The sequence below is a fragment of the Hymenobacter pini genome (genome assembly GCF_020421205.1).
GTDB classification, from domain to species: domain Bacteria; phylum Bacteroidota; class Bacteroidia; order Cytophagales; family Hymenobacteraceae; genus Hymenobacter; species Hymenobacter pini.
Map to the genome: position 1 here is coordinate 144,702 of NZ_JAIZZH010000003.1, position 23,600 is coordinate 168,301.

The 23,600-nt window shown below is 56.0% G+C and carries 16 protein-coding genes; 9 read left to right on the forward strand and 7 right to left on the reverse strand.

What is annotated here, in order from left to right:
• Positions 1-74: 74 nt before the first annotated feature.
• Positions 75-317: a hypothetical protein gene (locus LF252_RS11895; protein WP_226269815.1), complete on the reverse strand. Its 243-nt coding sequence runs from the start codon at positions 315-317 to the stop codon at positions 75-77.
• Positions 318-771: 454 nt separating this feature from the next.
• Here LF252_RS11895 and LF252_RS11900 point away from each other — a divergent pair, with 454 nt between their 5' ends.
• The 8 genes from LF252_RS11900 (at position 772) to prfB (ending at position 9,472) form a co-directional block, all read left to right on the forward strand.
• Positions 772-1,344, forward strand: a complete 573-nt coding sequence (locus LF252_RS11900) for an NUDIX domain-containing protein (RefSeq protein ID WP_226269816.1) — start codon at positions 772-774, stop codon at positions 1,342-1,344.
• A 102-nt stretch (positions 1,345-1,446) separates the two neighbouring features.
• Complete coding sequence (locus LF252_RS11905; protein ID WP_226269817.1) at positions 1,447-2,262, forward strand: lysophospholipid acyltransferase family protein; 816 nt, start codon at positions 1,447-1,449, stop codon at positions 2,260-2,262.
• A 49-nt stretch (positions 2,263-2,311) separates the two neighbouring features.
• A complete protein-coding gene (gene gatC, locus LF252_RS11910) occupies positions 2,312-2,599 on the forward strand; it encodes an Asp-tRNA(Asn)/Glu-tRNA(Gln) amidotransferase subunit GatC (protein WP_226269818.1) in 288 nt (95 codons plus the stop codon).
• Between the two features lie 102 nt (positions 2,600-2,701).
• On the forward strand, positions 2,702-5,656 hold the full coding sequence (locus tag LF252_RS11915; protein WP_226269819.1) for a tetratricopeptide repeat protein: 2,955 nt from the start codon (positions 2,702-2,704) through the stop codon (positions 5,654-5,656).
• Between the two features lie 17 nt (positions 5,657-5,673).
• The gene (locus LF252_RS11920; protein ID WP_226269820.1) at positions 5,674-6,393 is read left to right on the forward strand and encodes an ABC transporter ATP-binding protein; all 720 of its coding nucleotides are present in this window, start codon (positions 5,674-5,676) and stop codon (positions 6,391-6,393) included.
• Between the two features lie 67 nt (positions 6,394-6,460).
• Positions 6,461-7,009 (forward strand): cob(I)yrinic acid a,c-diamide adenosyltransferase, encoded by a 549-nt coding sequence (locus LF252_RS11925; protein WP_226269821.1) that lies wholly within the window; start codon positions 6,461-6,463, stop codon positions 7,007-7,009.
• 168 nt (positions 7,010-7,177) lie between these two features.
• Positions 7,178-8,242 carry a branched-chain amino acid aminotransferase gene (locus LF252_RS11930; RefSeq protein WP_226269822.1) on the forward strand — a complete coding sequence of 355 codons (1,065 nt, stop codon included), beginning with the start codon at positions 7,178-7,180 and terminating at the stop codon, positions 8,240-8,242.
• Positions 8,243-8,394: 152 nt separating this feature from the next.
• Positions 8,395-9,472 (forward strand): peptide chain release factor 2 gene (gene prfB / locus LF252_RS11935; protein WP_226269823.1). Its coding sequence is split into 2 segments (ribosomal slippage): positions 8,395-8,454 and positions 8,456-9,472, totalling 1,077 coding nucleotides; the frame shifts between segments, so codons are not numbered across the junction.
• A 96-nt stretch (positions 9,473-9,568) separates the two neighbouring features.
• On the opposite strand, the gene LF252_RS11940 is transcribed toward prfB, so the two are convergent.
• From LF252_RS11940 to lon, 6 genes are all read right to left on the reverse strand, one after another.
• Positions 9,569-11,158, reverse strand: a complete 1,590-nt coding sequence (locus LF252_RS11940; RefSeq protein ID WP_226269824.1) for a SusD/RagB family nutrient-binding outer membrane lipoprotein — start codon at positions 11,156-11,158, stop codon at positions 9,569-9,571.
• 11 nt (positions 11,159-11,169) lie between these two features.
• Complete coding sequence (locus LF252_RS11945) at positions 11,170-14,394, reverse strand: SusC/RagA family TonB-linked outer membrane protein (RefSeq protein WP_226269825.1); 3,225 nt, start codon at positions 14,392-14,394, stop codon at positions 11,170-11,172.
• Between the two features lie 647 nt (positions 14,395-15,041).
• Positions 15,042-15,767 (reverse strand): SDR family NAD(P)-dependent oxidoreductase, encoded by a 726-nt coding sequence (locus tag LF252_RS11950; RefSeq protein ID WP_226269826.1) that lies wholly within the window; start codon positions 15,765-15,767, stop codon positions 15,042-15,044.
• Between the two features lie 102 nt (positions 15,768-15,869).
• Positions 15,870-17,288, reverse strand: a complete 1,419-nt coding sequence (hslU, locus tag LF252_RS11955) for an ATP-dependent protease ATPase subunit HslU (protein ID WP_226269827.1) — start codon at positions 17,286-17,288, stop codon at positions 15,870-15,872.
• 98 nt (positions 17,289-17,386) lie between these two features.
• Positions 17,387-18,451 carry a type IX secretion system protein PorQ gene (gene porQ, locus LF252_RS11960; RefSeq protein WP_226269828.1) on the reverse strand — a complete coding sequence of 355 codons (1,065 nt, stop codon included), beginning with the start codon at positions 18,449-18,451 and terminating at the stop codon, positions 17,387-17,389.
• 150 nt (positions 18,452-18,601) lie between these two features.
• On the reverse strand, positions 18,602-21,058 hold the full coding sequence (lon, locus tag LF252_RS11965) for an endopeptidase La (protein ID WP_226269829.1): 2,457 nt from the start codon (positions 21,056-21,058) through the stop codon (positions 18,602-18,604).
• A 351-nt stretch (positions 21,059-21,409) separates the two neighbouring features.
• Here lon and LF252_RS11970 point away from each other — a divergent pair, with 351 nt between their 5' ends.
• On the forward strand, positions 21,410-23,485 hold the full coding sequence (locus LF252_RS11970) for an OmpA family protein (protein ID WP_226269830.1): 2,076 nt from the start codon (positions 21,410-21,412) through the stop codon (positions 23,483-23,485).
• Positions 23,486-23,600 lie beyond the last annotated feature (115 nt).

A 23,600-nucleotide genomic window follows, 5' to 3' on the forward strand; every position in this document is an offset into this window, starting at 1 on the left:
GGCACCCGCAGAGGCTTTTTGGTGGAACTATGAGTTGAAAAACTAATCAGGCCACAAATGGCTCTCTGAAGCGGCTAGTGACGGCCGGCCGTTGAGCCAGCATCGGCGGAAGGCGTCTCGCCCCGGCGGAAGCCTTGCTTGTCGCGTGGGCCTTCGTCTAGGCTTTCGTCTTCGTCAGTTGAAATATATTCGTTGGTAGTGGGCCCCAGCCCGCCGGTGTTCTGCTCCAGGGCAGCCTCGGCTTCGGCATGTTTCAGGTTGAACAGGGGGTCTCCGGGTTGAGCTTGCGAGGATTGGTTTTTGGGTTGATTGGCCATAAAAGCAAGGCAGCAGCCGGGAAGTAAACGACTGCCTTGTGGTTGGTACGCACCGGTTTTGCTCAGGGTTGGACGGCAGAGCTTACAGGATTTTGGGCTCGCACAACCGACGGGCTTATTGGTAGCCATTGGGCAATAAAAAAACCGCTGCCCGTGGCAGCGGCCTTTTCCGGCGCATTGGCTCGGCAAAATATCATTCATCCACCCTACTCCTTTTTGCCGAGGGCCAACACTGCGCGGTAGAAGCCTTCCTTTCCATAAACCCTACACGCGCTGAATACTTAGTACGCCAAAGGTAGCATGGCCAGTAGCCAGCCCGCTGGTTTATTGGGCCAATGATGCCAGATACCCGGCCAATGACGCCATCTGCCCGTCTAGGATAGCGTGCCCGATCAAGGAGCCGCCATTGTGCCCTACCTTTGCACGGCTCGTTCCACATCACGCCCTATCTTCTATGAACAACTTTGTTGCCCCGGAAATCGACGAGAACCACAACCCTTGGCAAGTCCACCAATCGGAAATTAAGTATCAGAACCCCTGGATTCGGGTACGGGAAGACCAGATAACCAACCCCGCCGGTAACCCCGGTATCTACGGAGTGGTATCGATGAAAAACAAGGCGCTGGGCATCATTCCGGTGGATGCGGAGGGCAATACCTGGCTGGTGGGGCAATACCGCTACACGCTCAGCGAATACAGCTGGGAAATTCCGATGGGTGGCGGCCCCGTGGAGCTGGACATCCTCGCCTCGGCCCAACGGGAGCTCAAAGAGGAAACCGGTCTGCTGGCCCGCCGCTGGACCAACATCATGCGCCTGCACACCTCCAACTCCGTCACCGACGAGGAGGGCTTCGTATTTCTGGCGCAGGAGCTGGAGCAGGGTGAAGTTGAACCCGAAGAAACCGAGGACCTGCGCCTCTGGAAACTGCCGCTGAGCCAAGCCGTGGAGCTGGTGATGAACGGGCGCATTACCGATGCCATCAGCGTGGCCGGTTTGCTGAAAGCGGCCCGTATTCTGGGGCTGTAGGGCTTCTGGTCCTAGTTTACCGGTTCACGGTATCCTCACACTTGCCGCCTGTACTTGGCCGGTTTCGTCGCATTCCGTTCCATCAGCTGTATTTTTGTGCGTATGTCGCGCCTGTTTCGCTATATCGGCCATCGGCTCTATACTACCTGGGCTACGTTCTGGTTTGTCATGCCCTTCGTGCTCACGTACCCTCTGCAGTGGCTGCTGAGCCGCCGGCCGCAGTGGCACCGCTACCTGCACGGCCTCAACCGGCAGTGGGCCCGGTTATTCATCTTTATGTGGGGTGTGCCCGTGGAAACCGTGCGCAAACAGCCTCTTTCGCCCACGCAGCCATACGTGTACGTTGCCAACCACAGCTCTTACATTGATATTCCGCTGCTGTTTCGCACCATTCCGGGCTGGCTCAACATCATGGGCAAAAGCTCGTTGGCTGAGGTTCCGCTGTGGGGTCCCATCTTCGGCAGCGTGTATATCACCGTTGACCGCGCCAACGCGGTAAGCCGGGGCCGGGCCATGGTGCAGGCCCGCCAGACGCTGGAAGCGGGCCGCTCGGTTATCATCTTTCCAGAAGGGCGCATTGGCAAGCACCCGGGTCAGCAGCTCGACCCGTTTAAAGACGGAGCTTTTCTGCTGGCTATTGCGGCCGGGGTGCCCATTGTGCCCGTCACCATGCCGCTGAACCACCGCTTCATGCCCGATGTTAGCGGCCTGCGGGTGCGCTATTCGCCCCTGGCCATTATTGTGCACGAGCCTATTCCTACCACCGGCCTGACGGTTGCCGATGCGCCTCAACTCAAACAGCAGGCTTTTTCCGTTATTGCCAGTGCCCTGCGCCCCGAGGCCGGCGGTGTTCCGGAAGCCAGCACGTGGCGGCGGCCGGCCCCCCAACCCGAAGCGCGCAAGTCCACGCCGGTGTAAGCCCGGAGTTGTTTTCCGTACTTTTGACTTTTCAGCTTTCTATTTTCCCGTGAGCACCGACCTGAATACCCTGCGGGGCCTGGCCCATCTGGCCCGCCTTGAGTTCGACGAAACCAAAGAGCAGCAGATGCTCGGCGACCTGAATAAAATTCTGGATTGGGTTGACCAGTTGCGTCAGCTCAACACCGATAACGTGGAGCCACTGGTGCACCTCTCGCACGAAATCAACGTGCTGCGCGCCGATGAGCCGTTGAACACCGTGAGCCACCAGGCCGGTCTGAGCAATGCGCCGCGCAAGGACTCCGATTATTTCCGCGTACCCAAAGTACTGGAATAGCGCCCGGTGCCGGTTTCCACTCCCTCCGCAGCATTGGCCCGCCCCACTTGGTGGCGAGGCCCTCTGGCGCTTTTAGCCCTTTGCGCAGTACTGGCAGTGGCCTTGGCAGGCTGGCACTACGCCACTGCCGAGGATGTGGTGCTGCCCATCAGGCCGGTAGCGCAGCTCACGCCGGTGCCTACCACCGTAGCCCAAGTTCCGCTTGGCGTAGCCCGCCTGCCCATTCAGGCCAACGGCTACCTGGTCACGCAAACCTGGGACGTGGCCGGCCCTTTCGTGCGGCCCGATGCGGCTTTGGCGTTGGTGGCATTTCTGGGAGTGGCTCTGGCCTATTTCCTGGCGGCCATTAGCGCCGCCGCGCGCCCGGTATTCATTGCCGGCATGGCCATGGTTATCTTCCTGTTGATGTCATTGAATGCCGATTTACTGGGCATTTTCGACGTGCAGAAGCAGTATTTTTTACTGGTGGCTTTGGCCGTATTGGGCGGACCGGCTTATTACTTCCACGCCTTCCGGCCCGATGTTCAGTTTCTGCCGCGCCTAGGGTTGTTTGTGGTGCTGGTAGGCGGACTGGGTGCTTTGCTGTTTCTGCACAATCCCAATGATACCAGCGTAACGGCGCTGCACTTGGGAGCGTTTTTCACCGCCAGCGGCGCCGTGGCATTTGCACTGCTGGTGCTGTGGGTAGCCTTTGAAAATGTGCACGGCCTGTTGTGGCTCAACACCCAGGCCGATACGCCCGCTGGCCGGTTTGGCTTGTGGCCCTTTTTACTGACCAGCGGCTTGTACCTGAGCGTATTGCTGCTGTACTACCTCAACCAAAGTGAAACCGTGCTGCTGCCGGGTTTGCACCTCGACCCCTACGTGCTGCTCATTCCGGCCGTGGTGGTAGGTGGTTTAGGCTTACGGCGGCGAGCCAGCACCTACCAGGAGTGGCTGCCGTTCCCGGAGGCCACTGTGGTGTATGGCGTGCTGGTGATGCTAGCGGCCGCGGTGCTGGGCTATTCCCTGGCTACTGCCAACGACCCCATGCTGCAAGCCGGCCGCGACTTTACGGTACTGGCGTTTTTGTGCGTGGGGGCCGTTTTCGTGCTTTATACACTGTTGAATTTTGCGCCGCTGCTGCGGCAGAAGCTGCCGGTGTACCGGGTAGTGTTCGAGCCCCGCCGCTTCCCGTTCTACGCCATGTACGCCGTGGGTATTGCCGCGCTGCTGGCGGTAGCCCTGCGTAATAACTTCTATCTGCTCGACCAGGTACAGGCGGCTTCCTTTAACAACCTTGGCGACCTGGCCCGGCTGGAAAGTGAACTCACGCCGGATGATATGTCGCAGGCGCTGCTGGCCGAGCGTTACTACGCCGAAAGTGACGTACTGGATCAGCATAATCACAAGGCTAGCCTGGGCCGGGCGGCCCTGTACCGCTTCCGGCTACAACGCCAAAACGAAATCAACATTTTGCGCCGGGCACTGGCCCGTCGGCCTTCTGAGCGCATTTCGCTGCGCTTGGCGTCGATGTACAATGAGCCCAGTGATTTTTTGGACCGCTTAGCTGTACTCCGCGACGGACTTAAAGCTACTCCCGGCAGTGCCGCCCTCAACGGCGACCTGGCCCAGCTCTACTCCCGCTCTGCTCTCACCGATTCTACGGAGTTTTACCAGGCCCGCGCCGAAGCTGCTGCTCCCCACGACGCGGTGCTCCAGGCCAATCAATTGGCTTACCTTATCCGGCAACAGCAATGGCCACAGGCTCAGGAGTTGGCTCAGGCAACTGCCAGTTCTACTGATGATGCGTTGCGCAGCAACGCCCTGCTGCTGGCGCAACTCTCGGGCCGTCCTGCTGCCACCTCTGCTCCTATTGATACGGCTGGTGTACTCACGCCTACCCGGTTCGCGCATCTGTACCACGATGCGCTGGGACGGGCCATCCGTCACGACACGACGTTGCTGCCTGTGCTGCCCCGGTTGATGGCTCGCTCAGCCAATGAAGCCTACCACGACCAGTTGTTGTTTCTGCGAGCCTTCACCCAGCACCACGGGGGCCAGCCCGTAGCGGCCCAAGCTACTCTCGCCCCGTTGGCGGCGGGCTCCGAAGCCTCGGCGGCCTATTACCAGCAGCTGCAGGGCATGTGGCTGCTTGAGCAAGGTCTGCCAGCTCCGGCCGCCCTACGCCTGCAGGAAGCCCGCCAGAACGGCTCAACCACTGCCGCCCTACCCGAAGCAGCCGCCCTCGCCCTCAGCAACCAGCCCGATTCTGCTTACCAGGTTGCCAAGCAAGCTTTGCTCGCTTCGGAACCCAGTACCCGACCGGTAGCCCGCCAGTTGGTAACGGTGCTTGAGCCAGACTTCCGTGCGCAGTATGCACAAGCTTCCGATTCCCTCCGCGCCCAGTATGTAGTTGTACGCGGTGATGAGCTACCGGCAGCAGAGCTATTGCCAGCGGCTTCGCAGATAACCACACCAGCCCTGCGTGCCGCTGCCCTAGTGGCCCAATTGCCTCGGGCCCTGCAGCAGAACCAGCTTGCAGCCGTGCAACAGGTTTTGCAGCAGGCACCACCTGTTCAGGCAGCCCAAGCCTCACCCTGGAATGTAGTGCGGGGTCAAGTGTTTACTCGCACCAAGCAGTGGCCTGCTTTGCGCCAGTTGGTGCAGCAAGGCCGGTTTGAGGGCTTCGACCGACTCCCACTGCTGTATTTCCGCGCAGCCTTGGCTGAGGCCGACAACCAGCCCAAGCAAGCGGCCAGCCTGTACGCCCAATTGGTGCAGCAGGCCCCTTTCGTGGAGGATGGCCTAGTGGCGGCAGCCGCTTTCTATTCCCGGCAGCACGACGACAACCTCGCTTACAACACACTGCTGCGGGGCGTTGAGTATAACCCTGCTTCTATCCCGCTGCTGAAAGCCTACGTGCTAGCCTCAATTCCTGTAGGCCTCACCGAGTACGCCCAGTCGCCCCTCTACCGCCTGGGCACATTGCTTTCCCCCGCAGATTACGCTACCTTTCGTACAGAGTACGAGGCGCGGCGCGCGGCGCGTGCTGCTTCCGCTGCTCCCTGGAACTAACCCCTGGCCTTTCGGATATGCTGCCTCCCGTTATCCAAACTACCGACATCTCCAAAGTTTACCGGATGGGGACAGAGGAAATTCACGCGCTCCAGTCCGTATCCATCACCATTCAGCGCGGCGAATACGTGGCGTTCATGGGGCCCTCCGGGTCGGGCAAATCCACGCTTATGAACATTGTGGGTTGCCTGGATACGCCATCGGGCGGAGAGTACATTCTCAATGGCAAAAACGTCAGCAACATGACGGATAACCAGCTGGCGGATGTACGCAACAAGGAAATCGGGTTTGTATTCCAGTCGTTCAACCTGCTGCCCCGCGCCACCGCCCTCGATAACGTAGCCCTGCCGCTGATTTACGCCGGCTACAGTAAGTCGGAGCGACAGGAAATGGCCCGCGAGGCCTTGCGCAACGTAGGCTTGGCTGAGCGTGCTATGCACAAGCCCAATGAGCTTTCCGGTGGTCAGCGTCAGCGCGTGGCCATTGCCCGCGCGTTGGTAAATAACCCCAGCATCATCTTGGCCGACGAACCCACCGGGGCCCTCGATACGCGCACCAGCCACGAAATCATGGACCTGTTTGAGGCCCTGTACGTGCGCGGCAATACCATCATCATGGTTACGCACGAGGAGGACATTGCCCGCCACGCCCACCGCATTGTGCGCCTGCGCGACGGACTGATTGAAACCGACCTCATCAACCACGACGTGGCCACGCACCAGTTGGCTGGGCAGTAGCTCATCGAGGAACATTTCGGCCCGTCGCGGGTAGTATAGCTTTCCAATTTCTGATTCTGCTTTTCGTTTGAAAATCTATACCAAAACCGGCGACAAAGGCCTCACGTCTCTGATCGGGGGTACCCGCGTGCCCAAATCCAGCCTGCGCATTGAGTGTTACGGTACTGTCGATGAGCTTAACTCCTACATCGGTTTGGTGCGCGACCAAGAGGTAAATATTGCTCGCCGGCCTTTGCTCAAGGAAATTCAGGACCGCCTGTTTACCATCGGTGCCTCCCTCGCCTCCGACCCGGACAAGTCGAAAATGAAAATTCCGGATCTGCACGCGGAGGACATTACGTTGCTGGAACAGGAAATGGACCGCATGAATGCCGACCTGCCCGAGCTGCGCGTATTCATTCTACCGGGCGGCCACCAGGCCGTTTCGTTTGCGCACGTGGCCCGCTGCGTGTGCCGCCGCGCCGAGCGGCTGGTCATTCACCTGCAGGAAGAATCCTACGTGGCCGAGCTAGTAGTCATGTACCTCAACCGCCTTTCCGATTACCTGTTTGTACTGAGCCGCCAGATGGCGCACGACCTGCAGGCCGAGGAAGTAAAGTGGGAGCCGCGCCTCTGAGCACCGGCACTATCCTAAACTAACAAGTGTTCGGAAGAAATTCCGCACCTTTACCTATCCGTTCTTAGTCTGCTTCCCCCACCCGTTCCGGCACCCCTCCGTGCATTCCTTTTGAGCATGACGGATTTTGGGTAGTGCTTGCTTTTTTACCCTCCCACCCAACTCCTCATGATTGACGCATTCACCATTGCTACGAAGCGCACGGACGCTTCTCGCCTGCCCGAAGTCGATTTCGACAACCTGGATTTTGGCAAAACTTTCTCCGACCACATGCTCGTCGTTGATTTTCATGACGGCGAGTGGCAGGAGCCTCAAATCGTTCCGTATGGCGACATGCCGGTTAGCCCCGCTAACTCGGCCCTGCACTATGGTCAGGCTATTTTTGAAGGGCTGAAGGCCTACAAAAACCAGGAAGGTGAGATTTTCCTTTTCCGCCCCCTCGACAACCTGCACCGCCTCAACGCTTCAGCTGAGCGGATGTGCATGCCTACTGTACCGGAGGAAATCTTCATGCAAGGTCTGCGTCAGCTTATCCAGCTGGATGCGGATTGGGTTCCTAGCTTTGCTGGCAGTGCCCTCTACATTCGGCCGTTCATGTTTGCTACCGACGGCCTGCTGGGTGTGCGCCCCAGCGACTCGTACCGCTTCATGATTATTACTTGCCCCGTTGGCCTGTATTACAACAAGCCGCTAAGGGTGCGTTTTGAGGAGAAATTTGTGCGCTCGGCTGAGGGTGGTGCGGGTTTCGCTAAAAATGCCGGCAACTACGGTGCCGCCATGTATCCTACTAAACTGGCCCAGCAGGAAGGCTACAACCAGCTCATCTGGACGGATGCCTCCGAGCACAAATACGTTGAGGAATCGGGTACTATGAATGCCGTATTCGTCATCGATGGTCGGGTGATAACGCCTGCCCTCAGCACGTCCATCCTCGATGGCATCACACGTCGCAGCGTGTTGCAGTTGGCCCAGGACTGGAGCATGCCTGTTGAAGAGCGCAAGGTCTCTGCCTTGGAGATTCTGGAGGCGCATGCAAACGGCACACTGCAGGAAGCATTTGGCGTAGGCACGGCGGCTACTATTGCCCCTATTGCCGTAATTGGCTACCAGGGTCAGGATTTCGAGCTGCCTACGGCTCCGGCTGATGCATTCTCTAAGCGGGTGTCAGCCGCCTTGGCAGCTATCCGGAGTGGCGAGGCTGCCGATCAGCACGGCTGGATGGTACGCGTATAATTACTCTTCGTAGAAGTAGTTGTGCGGAGCGTTGCCCAGTCGGGTGCGCTCCGCATTTGTTTTCGGCCGCTGCCTTATTTATTCCCACCTTTACACGCAAGTTCCCGCCTTTCCAGCCCGAAAGGTATTTTGTTCATTCACGCATTTTTTCCATGACCCACGATCAGGTGAAGGAGTTGAAGGGCCGCGCTGAGGCCCTGAGGAGGTATCTTTGACTACGATGCCCGCAAAGCTCAGGTGCTAGCCACCGAGGAACAAACTACGGCTCCCGGCTTCTGGGACGACTCCAAGAAGGCCGAAGCCACCATGAAGGAAATCAAGGCCATCAAGGTCTGGACCGACGACTACGAGGCCGTTGAGAAATCCCTTGGTGACGTTGAAGTGCTGTATGACTTTTACCGGGACGGTGACGTTTCCGAAGAAGAAATGCAGCAGGAATATACCCGCGCCGAACAGGCCGTTGAGCGGCTGGAGTTCAAGCGCATGCTCTCCGACGAAGAGGACCAGCTATCCGCCATTCTGGAAATTAACCCCGGAGCTGGTGGCACCGAAAGTCAGGATTGGGCCGAAATGCTCATGCGCATGTACATCATGTGGGGCGAAAAGCAGGGCTTTACCGTACGCCAAGTTAGCTACCAACCCGGTGAAGGGGCAGGTATCAAATCGGCCTCGCTGGAAATCGATGGGCAGTTTGCCTATGGCTACCTGAAAAGCGAAATCGGGGTGCATCGCCTAGTGCGCATCTCCCCCTTCGACAGCAGTGGCCGACGCCACACTTCTTTTGCCTCCGTTTTCGCCTATCCGGTTGTCGATGATACCATCGACATCCAGATAAACCCCGCCGACATCAGTTGGGACACCTTCCGCAGTGGCGGAGCAGGCGGCCAGAACGTGAACAAGGTAGAAACGGCTGTCCGGCTACGCCACGCTCCTTCTGGCATCATCATCGAATGCCAAATTGAGCGGAGCCAGCTTATGAACAAGGAGCACGCCATGCGTATGCTCAAGTCGCGCCTGTACCAAATAGAGCTCGACAAGCGCAACGAGGCCCGGGCCGCCGTCGAAGCTGGCAAAAAACGCATCGATTTCGGCTCTCAGATCCGAAACTATGTGCTACACCCTTATAAGCTCATCAAAGACCTCCGTACCGGCATTGAGCGCACCGATGTGCAAAATGTATTGGATGGAGATTTAGAGGAATACATCAAAGGGTATTTGATGCAGAGTTAGATGTGTTAACTAACTCGATAAGCAGTTAATTCTGCCTTACTACAAATAAAAAAGGCCGCTCAAATGAGCGGCCTTTTTTTGCCTTATATCTAGACATTAGTCAACAACGTCCCAGAAGATCTTCGTGAACTGGTCAACACCAGTCGGAATGTTTTTCTGGTTGGTATTGATTTCGGTCTGCGGATACAACAGACGGGTTGGCAACTTGTCAGCACGCGGCGAGTTCGACTCCAGCGAAGCGGGGAACTTCGGCTGCGCGGCACGACGGTAGTCAGCCCATGCTTCGGCACTTGCAACGGAATTCTCAGCCAAGTATTTCTGGTACAGAATTACCGATTGCTTACCCAACGAACCATTAGACGTAGCCAGATCAAAGTTAACCAACGGGTTAGCGGTGTTTGCAGCAATGTACGAGTTGTACTGCGAAACGCCTGCGGCGGTTGAAGTCGTCGGATCTGGCAGAGTAGTGTTAGCACCGGTTGCCGGACGATAGAAATAGATGAACGAAGCCAGAATACCGTTGTTGAAATCGGCTTTGGCAGCGGCGTTACCGCCGGTGAACAAACCACGAGTTTCGGCTTCGGCCTTGTTGAACAGGTGCTCCGACAGCAGCATGAGGGCCGTGGGAGCGTTAGCACCCTTCAGCAATCCGCCACCACGTAAGAAGAACGAGGCACGCAGCGTGGCAGTAGAGCCGGCAGGGCTACGCTCACCCAGGTCCGTACCTACATACACTTGGTTGCTGCCATTCTTAATGCCGTACTGATACAGCTGAGAAACGCGCGGGTCCTTGTTGTTAACGTACTGGTTGATGATGTAGTTGGTCGGAATCTGGTACAGCTGCTCCGTTGCGTTAGCACCGGCGGCGTTGTAGCCGTAACGGTTCCAGAAGGGGTTCTGCTGGTTCGTGTTGGCATTATAGCCAGGCTGCACCAGCACGTCGGTAGTAATAAACCCGTCGGTTGCAGTCTGCAGAGAAGCCAACTGAGTTTTTACGTAGTCGTTCAGAGCACCATCGTTGGTCTGCGACTCGCGGAGCAGAATACGCAGCTTCAGGCTGTTGGCGAACTGCTTCCACTTCACCATGTTCCCGCCGAATACTACGTCTTCGCTCGACACCGCACGGCCGCTGGTAGCAGCATTGATATCGGTGATAGCACCATCCAACTGCACGATAAGATCTTTGTATATATCGGCAGCTTTATCGTAGCTGGGCGTAGTGTTGGCAGCACCTTTCAGAGCGTTGCTGTACGGGATGTCCCCATACTGGTCAACCAGTAGCAGAAAGTTGTACGCCTTCATGATGCGGGCAATAGCCGCGTGGTTTGGGTAACCGTTAGCTGCTCCGTTCGTCTGAATGATATTGTAGTCATTCAGGTTATCGTACGTGTTAAACCACAAGTTCTGCTGGAACAGGCTAGTATAGTTGTACGTGCGCTCCTCGGTGTAGCCATTTACTACGCCCGATTTGCCCCAGTAACCAGCCGCAAAAGAAGCGTAATGGTTGTAGCTGGTCGCGCCGCCCGTATAGTTGTTAGCCGTAACTGTTAGAGCATTGGCCAACAACTGATCAGGATTTGCAGAAGTCGCTTGGTTCGGGTTATCGTTAATGTCGAGGAACGACGAGCAACTGGTAGCGGTAGCCGTAATGGCCGTTGCTACAAGAAGTTTAGATAGTATGTTCATTGAAGAGTGAATTAGAACGATGCAGTGAGGGAAGCGCCCCAGAATTTAGTGGGAGGAGTCTGCAGGTTGGTGTTGATGCCGATGGCGTTGCTGTTGCTGAAGCTGAACTCAGGGTCAGTGTAGATGTTCTCTTTCGGCACCCAAGTGTAGATGTTACGACCGAAAATGTTCAGCGAAGCGCCTTTCACAAATCCAACTTTCGATACGAGGCTGGTTGGCAGAGCATAGGCCAGCGAAACTTCCCGAATCTTGAAGAATTTACCCGAGGTTACGTAGTTCTCAGCAACACCACGGTTGTACGCCGTGCTAGCCCAGAATTCAGCACCACCCGGAGTCAGACCCGAAGTGTTGGGAACGTAGGTAGTTCCATCAGCACCCAGGATAGCCGAGTTGGGGTACACAAAATCTTGACGATCATAGGTTACGCTGCGCTGGCCACCACCCGTGAAGTCGAGGTCTTCACCGATACTGTTATACACTACATAACCCGTGCGAAGTTCCCCTTGACCTGCCAAAGTTAAACCTTTGAACGTCAGGCTGGTATTGAAGCCGTAACGATACTTAGGCTGCGTGTTGCCGAACTCTTTGGTATCAGCAGCACGCAGGGGGAAATAACGCGTCTCCTTCGTAACAGGATCTTGGCTGGTGGTCATTTTCACGCGGCCATCCTCAGTGCGCTGGTAATACGTACCTTTCAGGATCGGGAAAGGCTTACCCGGAATAGCGTACAGCTGGGAGTTACCACCAGTAGTCAGAGCAAGCTGGCTCAGACCTTCTGGCAGGGAGATAACTTCGTTGTTGTTGTAGTTGAAGTTACCACCTACTGTCCAGGTGAAGCCGTTATCCAACCGAACAGGCGTCAGGTTCAGGTCAGCTTCAACACCGCGGTTTTCAACTACCCCGGCATTGAGCAGGATAGTGCTGTAGCCGCTGGCAATAGAAATCGACGTGGGGATGGTTTGGTTCTCGCTTCGCTGCTTGTAGTAGGTGAATGCACCCGATACCCGACGTTGCAGGAAGCTCAGTTCAACACCTGCTTCGAACGAACGGGTCGTCTCGGGAACCAGGTTAGGAACTACAAGACGGTTATCAGCAGTCAACGAAGCCGTTGAGCCGAAGGGGAAGCCCGTACCCAACGAATACGTAGAGTTCAAGCTATAAGCACCGCCGGTTTCAGCAACGCCTACGCCTGCCGAGTTGCTCAAGTTGATCTGGCTCACTTTGGTGTAGCCAGCACGAACCTTACCGTAGTCGAGGAAGGATACATCTTTCAATGCCGAGAAGGCATTGGTGAAGACGAACGATGCGTCAACGCCGGGATAGAAGAAGCTCCGGTTATCCGAATTCAGGATCGATACGTTGTCGTAGCGGCCCGAACCGTGCAGATAGATGAAGTCCTTGTAACCTACCGTCAAGTCAGCGTAACCAGCCAGCAAACGCGTGCGGAATTGAGCGTCGCTACCAGCCAAGTTACCGATGCGGTTACCTAGGTTGAACAGGTCTGGAGTAGCCAGTGCCGTTGAAGACACCGTGTTGTAGCGGCTGTTCAGCAACTGCACGTTGTTACCCAAGATAGCCTGTACCGAGATATCCCCGAAGGTCTTATCCATGGTAGCAAACAAGTCGGAGTTGGTGCGCTGCACGCTGCTGGCTACATCTTGAACATAACCGTTCAAACCGGTACCCGATTTGTTGGTATTGTGGTCCCGAACGTATTGGTTGAACGTAAACTTATTCTGAGTCGAGATGCTGCTCTGGTCTACGTTGGTAGTACCCAGACGGTAATTCAGCTTCAACCAATCAGTAAACTTGTATGACAGGTCAATGTTACCTACAATCGTGTTACGACGATCTTTGAAACGGTAGGTATCAATGATGAAGTAAGGGTTGTAGTAGAATGCGTTGTAGTACCCGTTGGGGTTAGCAAACTTGTTGTTCTGCCAATCTTTATAGTCCGTGATGGGGGTCATCACAGTCGTGTTAAAGATGTTCCAGTACACCGAGTTGTCTTGGCTGGTGTTGGTCGTAACATCGGTGATACCTTGCGAGTAAGACACGTTGAAACCAGCCGTCAGACGACCCAGCTCACGCGAAGCGTTGAAGCGGAAAGTGTTCCGGTCGTAACGGTCCTTGGGTACGATGCCCTTGTTGCGAACATTCTGGAACGAAGCGAAGAACTTGGTTTTCTCATCGCCACCCGAGAACGTAACACCGTTCTGCATCTGGTAACCCGTGTTGAAAAACTTACGCTTTTCATCCGGACGAGCTTTGTACTCCAGCATCTGTACGCTGCCGTCTGCCAGTTTTTCACCGAAAGGCTGCATCGAGCCGTCGAAACGAGGGCCGTACTGCTGGTTTTCAAAGCCCTGATATTGGGTGTTATAATCCGAGTCAGGAGTACCATCACCAGTGAACTTGGGCAGCGTCGAGGTGAAGGTGTTAGCGCCCGGGCCGAAACGGTCCTGGAACTTCGGCAGGAACGAGATAGACTCGAACTGCGAGGTTTGCGACAACGTAACCTGTGAAGAAGTACCACCCTTCTTAGTGGTGATAATCAGTGCACCGTTAGAAGCCTGCGAACCGTACAGAGCAGCTGCGTTAGCACCTTTCAGTACCGAAATCGACTCAACGTCATCCGGGTTCAAAGAGCCCAGCACTTGGTTAGTAGTGATAACACCATCCAGTACGATAAGAGCTTCGTTGTTACCGAGCAGTGAGCGGTTACCGCGCAGAGTTACACGGGGAGAAGGGTTCACACCGTTGTTCACGGTTTGAATCTGCAGACCCGATACTTTACCAGCCAGACCGTTAGTTACGTTGGTAACACGGGCTTGGGTAACTTCCTTCGTGTCCAGAGTGGCAGTAGCATAACCTACCTGCTGTTGCTGACGCTGGATACCCAGAGCGCCGGTTACAACAACTTCACCCAGAACTTTCGAGTCGTTAGCCAGTCCGATATCAATCGTAGAAGCGTCGCCAATGGCGCGCTCTACGGCTACGAAGCCGATAGAAGAAAACGACAGCGTAGTTGCAGATGCAGGGGCACTGATGGTATACGTACCATCAGAGTTGGTAGAAACACCAATGGTAGTACCCTTAACGAGTACAGTAACTCCCGGAAGGCCTTGACCAGTAGCACGGTCGGTAACCCGCCCAGAAATTTGCCGGTTCTGCGCGGCCGCCTGCTGCAACAGTACGGGCGCGGCCAGAGCCGCCGTCAATAAAATTTTCCGCATGTGAGTGAAAAATGGTTGGTGAGTTTAAACTGAGCTCCAAGTTAGGATTTGATGTTTAAAACTGAAAAATTTTAAACACCGCTCTCATTCTTCGCTAAAAGTAATCAACTGTCAGAACATTTTTTGCAATCCTGCACTAATCCCGAATGCCCTTTTCAGTGATTATGCAGAAGGCAACACTTTGATCCAATAGCATATTGATAAAATTATAAAATATCAGCATTCACAGTGGTGCAACCGTTGCAGCGGCTACTCCCTCTTGTTAGGTACAGCTGTTTCACAACAGGAGTTCGTCAAAAAGCTTCGGCCACGTGCCCCGAAAGCAACTCATCGTAGCAGGTAAATCATTCTGAATACTTAGCGAAGGCATTGTAGATGGGCTGCTACTTTACCGACACTAAAGGATGGCTCTATCGTGTTTCATTGTATAGGACATGCATCTTGCCGGTTACCCTTAAGTACTTACCAGAAATTTTCTTTTTAGGCCTCTGCTTGCTAAAGCACCTATAAAGACCACTAAATCAGCATATAAAATAAACATATACTATCATGAATATGGTTGTTGACAGACACGCTTGTCTCAGCTCGTTATGGTGAACGGCCTACTTTTTTTATTGCTTATAGAGCAACTACCTTTTTGCCTGCAATCAGAAACCGGGCAGGCGCGTTACGACCTCATTACCAAGGTCAGCCTGTTGGAGCCACGCATAGATTTTTTGTGCGGCAGCTGTTGGCAGGACTAGTTCACCTTCGAAATGCAGCTGCTGAAAGCGTGACACCTCGCTAAAATTGCGCGCATCGGCGGCGCGGATGTGTGCCTGCATGGCGGTATCGACGACGCCGGGTGCTAGGCTACGAATGCGGACACCGGTGCCGCGCAGGTCCTGCTCTTTCTGTGCAGTGCGAGACAGAGCATCGAGGGCGGCCTTGGAAGCTGAATATGCAGCCCAGCCATCTACCGGGCGTTGGGCTGCCCCGCTGCTGATATTAAGGATGGTGCGTGGAATAGTAAGGCCGGAGTATGCGCTCAGAAAAGTGTTCATAAGCATGGCCGGAGCTATTAGGTTTACATCGAAAACGAATTCATAATGCTCGTTCTGCTGCTCACCCATGTAGCCAATCTCGCCCAATACCCCGGCATTGTTTACTAGTGTGATGCTGGTTGCTTCGAGAAGCTTGGGGAAGACCTTGTATACATTGTTCTGCACGGCCAGCATATCCGAGAGGTCGAGGGGTTGATGCTGGTACCGCTCATGCTCGATGGTGGCGTGGCGCGAAACGCCGAGCACGGTAGTATTAGGCTGCTGCAGAACGGTTTCGGCTAGTGCTTTGCCCAGCCCCCGGCTGGCGCCTGTGATAATGTAGTGGTGCATCTGGTTACAGGTGAGAAGTAGGAGGATGCTTTTTCTTACGGCAGAAAACAGAAAGAGGCAGCTAGGCTGCCTCTTTCTGTTTTCAATCCGACAAAGGTCATACTACAGAATGTACTGGCTCAGGTCACGGTTGCGCACCATATCACGGAGCCGCTCCTCAACCAACTCCCGGGTAATCTGGATGTGCGCGTTAGCCCCAATGACATCCGGTACATCGAACAAAATATCGTTGAGCAGGCGACTCATGACGGTGTGCAGCCGACGGGCACCGATGTTCTCAACTTCGCTATTTACCTCGAATGCTATTTCGGCCAAGCGTTCTAGCGCCGCGTCGTCAAAAGAGAGCTTTACGGCCTCGGCTTGCAGCAAGGCCTCGTACTGCTTAGTCAGCGCATTTTTGGGGTCTTTCAGGATGCGGTAGAAGTCCTCTTTGCTCAGGCTCTGAAGCTCTACCCGGATAGGAAAGCGGCCCTGTAGCTCGGGAATCAGGTCGGAGGGCTTAGCCACGTGGAAGGCCCCGGCAGCAATGAACAGGATGTGGTCGGTGTGGATGATACCATATTTGGTATTCACGGCCGAGCCTTCCACGATGGGCAGCAAATCCCGTTGCACGCCTTCCCGGCTTACGTCGGGGCCGCCCCCACCCTTGCCACTGCGGCTGGCAACTTTGTCAATTTCATCGATGAAGATGATGCCGGCGTTTTCAGCCTGGCGGATGGCTTCATCCTTCACCTCATCCATATCGATGAGCTTGGCTGCCTCCTCATCCAAGAGAATTTTGCGGGCCTCGGCCACAGTTACCTTGCGCTTGCGGGTTTTCTTAGGAAGCATGGAGCCCAGCATATCCTGAATACCCGCCATGCTAGCCTCATCCATTCCGCCGGGGCCACCGATGACGCCGATACCGGGGCTGCTGTTTTGCTGCACCCGAATGTCAATCTTACGCTCATCCAGCTCCCCATTGCGGATTTTTTCCCGAAAACGCTCCCGGGTCCGCTCGTTTAGCTCGTGGTCTGAATCAGGTACGGCCTCGGGAGAAGTGGGCAGCGGGAAGCCAACCGTTGGCTTGGCAGGAACTGGCGCGCCGCTGGTTACTGGCGGAATCAGAATGTCCAAAATAATATCTTCCACCACCTGCGCGGCCTGCACCTTCACTTCCTCCTTGCGGCGCTGCTTTACCATGTTCACCGACTGCTCCACCAAGTCGCGCACCATGCTTTCCACGTCGCGGCCCACGTAGCCAACTTCGGTAAACTTGGAGGCTTCCACTTTGGTGAATGGTGCCCCGGCGATACTGGCGAGGCGGCGGGCAATTTCAGTTTTACCCACGCCCGTAGAGCCAATCATGAGAATGTTGTTAGGCACAATTTCGCGCTGCATTTCCTGAGGGGCATGCAGGCGTCGCCACCGGTTGCGCAGGGCAATGGCCACGTGCCGCTTGGCATCCTGCTGACCGATGATGTATTTATCGAGTTCGGCAACAATTTGGGCCGGGGTGAGAAACTCAGGGGAGTTGAGCATAGGACAATCAGGTAAGCGACTTAGTCGGCATAACGAGTAGGTAGTACCACGGGTGCAAGACAAAGGTTTACACCCGGTAAAACAGCCCGAACTCAACTCTACTGCGCGGTCTTTTTGAACAGCGAATCTAGGTTGCGGGCAATGGTGAAGTAGTTGGCCCCGCCCGAGGCGTGGTAACCGGCGTGGGTATAATCGAGCTGAAACTGGCTGATGCGCAGCATTACGCCGAACGAGAAACCGGCCCCGCCCGACGTATTTTCCAGGCGTAGCTCCCGGCGCTGCAGGTGGTTGTAGCCCAAGCGCACATTCAGGTTTTTGCTCAGCAGTAATTCCCCTCCCACCACAAAATGCCGGGCAATTTTGTCGCCTAGGCTTTTCTTAGGCTTCACTTCCTCCCCGTTTTCATCCAGCTGCCCGCGCTGGTTAGGGTCGAGGTACACGATATCCAGCTGCTGCAGATGATGAGCCGTGAATGAAAACCGGAATGGCAGGTGCTCGGGCTTGAAGGAAGTGCCTAGCTGCACATCCAACGGCATCGGCTCCCGGCTGGCGCCATCGTAGGGCTTGAGCTGTACGCCGGCGTTACGAACGACTAAACCCACTGTAAAATCCTGCTCAGGGTGTTTGAACAAACCGCCTACATCGGCCAGGGCCGCGTAGGAGTGGTTGCCAGCAATACCGGAGCCTGCCAGCTTCAGGGTGCCCCCAATGGTGAAAGCGCCGCTGGTGTATGAATCGGCCACACTCATTGCATACTCGTTCACCGAGAACTGGCCCAACGAATTGCCCGCCGCGTCAAATTGCTCAAACTGCCCGTAGCTGAGATACGTCAGGCCCATCCCGAAACGACCGGCTTTCTGGGTATTGAACACGTAGGCGGCCGTGCTCTGCTTGATATCGGCCAGGTAATCGACGAAACCCAGGGCCAGCCGGCCGTCCATATCGGCGTTCAGCAGGGCCGGGTTGCCGTAGAGCATGGTACCATCGGCGTCGCGGGCTGAGACGTTGGCACCGCCTAATCCAGCCAACTTAGCGCTGGTTGGCAGGTTGAGGAACGACATTGCCTGCCGCCCACCAATTTGTGCCTGGGCCACCGGAGCAGCCCCCAGCACAGCTAGGGCAGGAACAGCAAATAGAAGGGCGCGGCGTACAGGTAGCATCATCAGCAACGAAGATAAAGGGGTTGCCGGTTAGGACGCGGTGAGAAGACGTTTTATTGTGCACCCCAACCATCATTCCGAAGAAGGAGGAAGCCGGGTGAATCATCACAACAGCAAATGCAGGATCCTCCTTCCTTGGAATAACAATGCTGTTTAGCTCACTTCAACGCTCGGGCCGTTGGGTAGCGGTGTTTCGTCGCGCACCACCAATTTCATGGGGTGAGCCACTTTTTCATCCAGCAGCGCCACACGCAGCACATCATCTACTCGGTCGGCGTAATGGATGGTGAGGTCCTTAAGGTACTCGGCCGAAATTTCGTCGATGTCCTTTTTGTTCTTCGGACACAGGATAATGTCACGCACCCCGGCCCGCTTAGCGGCCAGAATCTTCTCCTTGATGCCCCCCACCGGCAGCACCTTTCCGCGCAGCGTGATTTCGCCAGTCATAGCCAAATGACTGCGGATTTTGCGCTGGGTGAATACCGAAGCAATACTGGTGAAGATGGCAATACCGGCCGAAGGGCCGTCTTTGGGCACGGCACCCTCGGGGAAGTGAATGTGCAGATCGTACTGGTCGAAGAGGCGGTAATCAATGTCCAGCTCCTCAGCCCGGCTGCGCAGGTAGCTCAGAGCCGTTACGGCCGACTCCTTCATCACGTCGCCGAGCTGGCCCGACAGCGTGAGTTTGCCTCGGCCCCGGCTCAGCAGACTTTCAATAAACAGGATATCCCCGCCCACGGAGGTCCAAGCCAGGCCCGTTACCACGCCGGCGGTTTCGTTGTCCTGGTACTGGTCCCGGTCAAAGATGGCGGCCCCGAGGATGCGGCGCACGTCTTTCGGCTCTAAGGTGGCAGGATGCGGCTCTTTCATGGCCTTACTCTTGGCCACGTTGCGCACTACTGCCCCCAGTTTCCGCTCCAGGCTGCGCACCCCCGATTCGCGGGTATAATCATCGATGACGCGGTGCAAGGCACTGGTGCTGATGCCGGCATCCTTAAGGGAAAGGCCGTGCTCATGCATAAGCTTAGGCCAGAGATGCTTTTTGGCAATCTGGGTTTTCTCCTCTAGGGTATAGCCGGTCAGGTCAATGATTTCCATCCGGTCGCGCAGGGCAGGCTGAATCGTTTCCAGGGAGTTGGCCGTGGCAATGAACAGTACCCGCGAAAGGTCATATTCCACCTCCAGAAAGTTGTCAGTGAAGGTGCTGTTCTGCTCGGGGTCCAGCACCTCCAGCAGCGCCGACGACGGGTCGCCGCGGAAGTCAGACGCCAGCTTGTCGATTTCATCCAGCACAATGACCGGGTTGGAGGCCCCGGCTTTCTTGATTTGCGAGATAATGCGGCCGGGCATGGCCCCCACGTAGGTTTTGCGGTGTCCCCGAATTTCGGCCTCGTCGCGCACCCCGCCCAGGCTCATGCGCACGTATTGGCGGCCCAGGCTCTTGGCAATGGAGCGGCCCAGGCTGGTTTTGCCCACGCCGGGCGGGCCGTACAGGCACAGGATGGGGGCTTTCAGGTCGTTTTTGAGCTTGAGTACGGCCAGATACTCAATGATGCGCGCCTTCACCTTTTCCATACCATAGTGGTCCTGGTCAAGGATTTTTTGGGTACGCTTCAGGTTGAAGTTATCCTTGGTGTACTCGCCCCAGGGCAAATCCAGCAGAAACTCCACGTAGTTCAGGCTCACCGGGTACTCAGCGGCTTGGGGGTTGATGCGCGTGAGCTTGTCCAACTCCTTAGCAAAGTGCTTGGCTACAGCTTCGGGCCACTTTTTGTCCTTGGCGCGCTGGCGTAGCTTTTCCACTTCCTGGTCGGGTCCATCGAAGCCCAGCTCGTCCTGCAGCACCTTAATTTGCTGGCGCAGAAAATAGTCGCGCTGCTGCTGGTCGATGTCGGTGTGCACCTTGGTCTGGATTTCGCGCTTGATTTCCAGCAGCTGAATCTCCTTCATCATTAACTCCAGCAGGCGGGTGCCGCGCTCCACACCATCGGCCGTTTCCAGCAGCTGCTGTTTCATGCTCACCTCCACGTTGATGTTAGAGGAGAGGAAATGAGTCAGGAAGGAAGGCGACTCGATGTTATCCAGCGCCACCTGGGCTTCCTGCGGAATTTCGGGGTTGAGCTTGAGCATGCGGGCCGCTGCTTCCTTCAGCGACGACACCAGCGCCTTTACCTCCTTGGAGCTTTTGGCTGGGAATACCTCCTGGATGTAGCTCACGCGGGCCGTGAGGTAGGGCGTGGTTTGCACGGCTTCCTCAATGCGGAAGCGGGACTGGCCCTGAATGATGATAGTGGTGTTGCCATCGGGCAGCACCAGCAGCTTCAGAATTTTGGCCATGGTACCCACCGGATACAGGTCCTGCAGCTCCGGGTCGTCGCTCTGGCCGTTTTTCTGGGCTACTACGCCCACAATCTTATTGCCCCGATAGGCTTTGCGCACCAGCCGAATGCTCTTTTTCCGCGTGACGGTAACAGGCAGTACCACGCCCGGGAACAGCACCGTGTTGCGCACCGGCAGCAGCGGCAGTACCTCCGGCGACTCATCGGCTCCCAACGGCTGGTCGGGGTCAGCGGCCACAATGGACACCAGTTCAGCGGGGTCTTCAGCCATCAGTAAGGAAGAGAAAGGAGTGGAAGGCGAGGTATTGCGGCTCATGTACAGAAGGACGGGCAAAACAGACATCGGATGCCACAATGACAGGCAAACGACCATATTTTGAACCCAGAAGGCTAACGTAGGTATCGAAGGTAGGGATTCGGCAAGTGCCGTGCCACCAACGCGGGCCGCCACATCGGCAGGGCGGAACAATGAAAGAATGGATAAATGAAGTAGGAGTATATACCCTTCCATTCATCCATTCTTTCATTCAACCATTCTTCCATCCACCTCACCGCTGGTATCCAAAATTTCCTATTTTTGATGCTTGCCGGTTTCCCACCGCCTTCGTGCCTTATTGCTGCTATGCGTCTCTTTGCCCGTTTGCTGACTTTATGCACGGTGCTCCTTGCACTGTGCCCGCCTACTACACTTTCAGCGCAACAAAAAACGGGGCTACCCAACGCGCAACGCAAGCTTACAGCCAAGGTAATCCGGCAGGCGCGGGCCCGGCGTGATGCCACCCCGGAATTCCCAAACGTGAACCGGCTGGCCTATTTCCAGGATAAAAAGGCCCTTCGTGAGATTCAGCGGGCCGAAAAGCGCAAGAACTGGACGGCTGCCCGCAACCTGCTGGAAGCCTACGTGGGCCAGTTCGGCATCGAAAACTTCTATAAGGACAACCAGTTGCTCTGGCACCTGGGCCAGCTCTGGGAAAAAGCCGAGAATGAGGAGCGTGCCAAGGCCTATTACCGCCTGGCCCTCAAGCACCGCCGCCAGACGCTCACCAAAGTGCAGCGCTACTACGACTCGCTGGAGCAGAAGGACACGGAGCTGTACGTGCCCCTGAAAACGTACTACGACATTGTGGAGTACCGGAAGAACATTGCCACCTTCCGGCCACCCAAGGGCGTGTACACCACCATGGGGGACGCCATCAACTCCCAGCGCGAGGACTACGGCCCCACCCTCAGCGCCGACGCCGACCAGCTGATTTTCTCCTCGAAGCGCAAAATGCGCGGCCTTAACGGCGTTATCGACGAAGACCTGTACACGGCCCACCGCGAAAACGGCGTCTGGACGCAGGCCGAGCCGCTGCCCAAGCCCATCAACTCACCCTATAACGAAGGCTCGGCCTGCATCAGCAAGGACGGTACTACGCTCTACTTCGCCCGCTGCGAGTGCCCCACCTGCCACGGCAACTGCGACCTGTATACGGCCACGTTTAAGGACGGCAAATGGTCGATGCCGAAGAGCCTGGGGGCTAATGTCAACTCCACGGCCTGGGACTCGCAGCCTACCCTCTCACCCAACGAAGACACCCTGTATTTCGCCTCCGACCGGCTGGGCGGCTTTGGGCTGTCGGATATCTGGTACACGGTGAAGCAGAAGAACGGGCAGTGGAGCCGCGCCCAGAACATGGGCCCGGTGGTGAATACCCGCGAGAGTGAGGTGAGCCCTTTCTACCACCCGCTGTACCACGTGCTGTACTTCAGCTCCCGGGGGCAGTTGCTCAACTTTGGCGACTTTGATATTTACAAAACCTATCGGGTACGGGGCCGCTGGCAGGAGCCCATCAACATCGGGCCCCTGGTGAACGGGAAGGGCTCAGAGTACTATTTCACCATCGACTCCGACTCCAAAAGCCTTTACTATGCGCGCTCTGAGGAGAAGGACATGAAAAACCTGGACCTCTACTCCTTCCCGCTACCCATGGAGGCCCAGCCCCTGGCTACCACGCACGTGGAAGGCTCCCTGATTGACTCGGTAAGCCGCAAGCCCCTCAACGGCATTATCAGCATTATTGATACTGACAACGGCATTGAGGTAGCCAGCAAATACCTGCGCGACGACGGCTCGTTTGACTTCGACCTGATTGAGGGCTCGCACTACGTGATGCTTATCCAGAGCCCCGACTTCTTCAGCGTGGAGAAGAAGTTTGCCTTGGAAGGCGATACGGTGATGAAGCTCATGACGAACTCCATCGACTACAAACTGCCACTTATTTTCAAGAACATCGAGTTCGACCAGGATAAGTCGCAGATTCGGGCGAGCATGCACCCAGTGTTAGACCGCATTGCCGTGTTCATGGTGGACCATCCCACGTTCCGGCTCAGCATTACGGGCCACACCGACGGTAAAGGTGACCCGGAATTCAACGAACGGCTTTCCCAGGAGCGGGCTGAATCCATTAGGCGATACATTGAGCAGAAAGGCAAGCTAGCCCCCAACCGTATCGATAGTTTCGGCTATGGTTCCTCCCGCCCACTCAAGGATGAGGTGACCGAGGAAGATGCTAAAACCAACCGCCGCGTAGAGTTCCGCCTCATTCGCCCCGGCGGCGACAAGGAAGATGAATTCAAAGCCGACCCCATTTCCCCCAGCAAGCCCGAACCCGCCAAACCCGCCAAGGGTGATAAGGACGGGAAGTTTGAGTGGTAATGGCACCAGAAACCAAGCGCACTTTTTATCGGCTGCTAATAGCCGAAATAGGCCTTGTTTTGCTGTCGTTGCTGCCGTGGGCTTTCGTCCTGACTATTCCGATATACACCATCCT